At 60.3% G+C, this 2,795-nt stretch carries 2 protein-coding genes; both read right to left on the bottom strand.

Features of this window, described 5'->3' with window-relative positions; translation table 11 throughout:
- Nucleotides 1-115: 115 nt before the first annotated feature.
- Nucleotides 116-1,522, bottom strand: coding sequence for a heavy metal sensor histidine kinase (locus AC1DJT_RS35765; protein WP_476835962.1), 1,407 nt, complete (start codon nucleotides 1,520-1,522; stop codon nucleotides 116-118).
- A gap of 16 nt (nucleotides 1,523-1,538) precedes the next feature.
- Nucleotides 1,539-2,204 carry a heavy metal response regulator transcription factor gene (locus AC1DJT_RS35760; RefSeq protein ID WP_441492874.1) on the bottom strand — a complete coding sequence of 222 codons (666 nt, stop codon included), beginning with the start codon at nucleotides 2,202-2,204 and terminating at the stop codon, nucleotides 1,539-1,541.
- Nucleotides 2,205-2,795 lie beyond the last annotated feature (591 nt).

Genomic DNA, 2,795 nt, shown 5'->3' with positions numbered 1-2,795 from the left:
CCGAGGAACGCACCGCGCTCTCGTTCCTGACGAAACCCTTCGCAGACCACGCCAACAGGATCTTCAAGGAGAGGTGAGGCGACCGGGACACGTCTCCGCTCAAGCGCCGCGATCACTAGCCATGCGCGCGCATCGAGGCCGGAAACGTCATGCTGAAACGCGTGCCGGCGCCTTTGGTACTGACGACCGCAATCAGGCCGTGATGCATGGCCACGATGCTTTTCGTGATCGACAGTCCAAGGCCGAGCCGTCGCTCGGAGCTCGATCGGGAGCGGTCGCCGCGGAAGAAGCGATCGAAGACGTAGGGCAGGTCCTCAGCCTCGATGCCGTCGCCGCCATCGGCGACAGCGACGACCACGCTGTCGCCGTCGCGATGGGCTGTGATGTCGATGAACTGGCCAGGTGGCGTATGCGACAGGGCGTTGCTCAAGAGATTGCTCAAGGCTCGCCTGAGCAGCATGGCGTGGCCCACGATCACGAGCTCGGGATCGGTTCTGATCTGGAGCTCGATGCCCTTCTCCTGGGCCAGCGCCGAATAGAACTCGTGCACGTTTGCGATTTCTTCGGCGAGGCGCACGGGCTCCATCTGAAGCTGGACCTCGTCGCTGTCCGCCCTGGCCAGAAAGAGAAGATTGTCGACGATCTGCGCCATCGTCTGCATGTCGTCTCGCGTGTTCTCCAGAACGTCGCGATAGGAGGCCTCGTCGCGCGATTTCGAGAGCGCCACCTCGACATTCAGCAGCATGCGATTGATGGGGCTGCGCAGTTCATGGGCGACGTTGTCGGCATATTGCCGGAGACGCGAATAGGCGCCCTCGAGCCGGTCGAKCATATGGTTGAATTCCAGGCCGAGATGGGCCAACTCCGTCGGCAGGCCGGCCGTGACGAGGCGCTCATTCGCCGTCGCGCGCTCGATGCTCGCGGTTGCGTGGATCACGCGCCGCAGCGGCGAGAGCTGTCGCCGGATGATGAACCAGCCCACCAGGGCGCATAATGCGCCGGACAGCAGGATCACCGTAACGAGCACGTCMCTGAAGCGGTCGATCGCCATGTCATCGAGTGTCGTATCCATGGCGACCTGGACGACGGTGTCCTTTGGCCAGCCTTCCGCCTGCAGCGGCACAAGCGCGCTGTGCGCCCGAAACCTGAAGCCGTTTTCAGTAATGGTTTCATAATGGGGCGTTGCACTGGGGGCTGGCGTCTGGAAGCGCGTGGCCGGTAGCCGCTTGTCCATGTCCGGTGTCGTCAGCACCAGGTCCGGAAGATTCGTCAACACACGGATCAGAACCTGGCGGGGCCCATCGGCTGCCTCGCTCAGCTCGTGCGCGATCATGGCGGTGTCGGGCTTGGACGTCTGCAGGAGAGACCGTATTTCGATGAGGTGCTGCTCGAGAACCTGATCCTCCGTCCACTGCACGGTCGCGCGGACGGCATCGTACAGGACGAAGGCGGCCACCAGGACCAAAGTGAAGGCCGAGGCGCAGAACCAGGCCGTMAGGCGGCCTGCGATCGATGCCGGCACGCAGCGGCTCAGCAGGCTACTGGATGACATAGCCGCGCCCGCGGATGGTGTGGATCAGCTTGCGGGGAAAGGGGTCGTCGATCTTCTGTCGCAGGCGGCGGATGTTGACGTCCACGACATTGCTGTCGCAGTCGAACATCATGTCCCAGACCTTGTCGGCAATGAAGGTTCGAGACAGCACATCGCCGCGATGGCGCAGGAGCAGTTCGAGCAGCAGGATTTCCTTGGGCGAAACCGGGATCGGCGTGCCGCCGCGAGTGACCTTGTGGCGCTGGGGATCGACCTTCAGATCATCGAATTGCAGGATCTCGGCAGGAACGGAACTGGCCCGGCGCAAGACGGTCCGGACGCGTGCAAGGAGTTCCGCGAAGGCGAATGGCTTTGTCAGGTAATCGTCAGCGCCCAGAGTCAGACCCTTGACGCGCTTCTCGATCGCATCCTGCGCCGTCAGCATCAGGATCGGCATTCGCTGGTCGGCCTGCTTCAACACCTGCAGCACCTGCCAGCCATCCATGCCGGGCAGGTTCACGTCGAGGATGACGATATCGTAGCGTCCACCCGGGGCTTCCGTGACGGCGTCCAGGCCGTCATGCACCATGTCGGCGACAAAGCCTTCCTCGATGAAGGCCTTGCGCAGGATCGCCGCGGTGCGGACGTCATCTTCGACGATCAGGAGTTTCAACTGTGCGCAGCCCTCCTGTGCACTCCTGAAGGCTGGCGAAGACGCTGCCGCGGCCCATTGCGAAATGCTCCGCCACTGTAGCACAAAATGAACCGCGCGCTTTACGAACTTTGGGAGTGGTTAGTCTCGTCGTTCGCCTGCGAAAACCATGCGCTTGCCTCAGGGCCGCACTGCGCGGCTTGAAAGCGCAGTTCTGGGGCAGAATAAAGCCTCCTCTTCGGTCCTCGCGAAAATGACAGTTCTGTTAACTGGGCGTCATCGATGCGTCATTTCGCGTTCGCTAGCCTGCAATTCATAGCCAGGTGCCTGTGTCGCGTGCGTACTGAAGTCATTCTGATCAAGCCGCAGTTTGTATTCTAGCGGCGTTCGCCGGCAATCAGAACTTCAGCCACACTCTGACCAAAAGCATTTTCACGCTTGAGGAGGTATTCCTTGGAATTTTGGTATATATGGTAATCTTGCGAGATGAATTTATAAGTAAAATTCGCTATATTATGATATTAAAATGAAATTGCACATCAGTAATAGACAATATTGCTTCGGGGTAATAAATCTATGGGGGCATGGTCATGGCGGGGGCATGGTCATGGC

It is taken from the genome of Allobosea sp. 05T422_2 (assembly GCF_056396265.1).
Note: the sequence above shows the minus strand (reverse complement) of the source record. Positions and strands in the feature narration are given on the sequence as shown.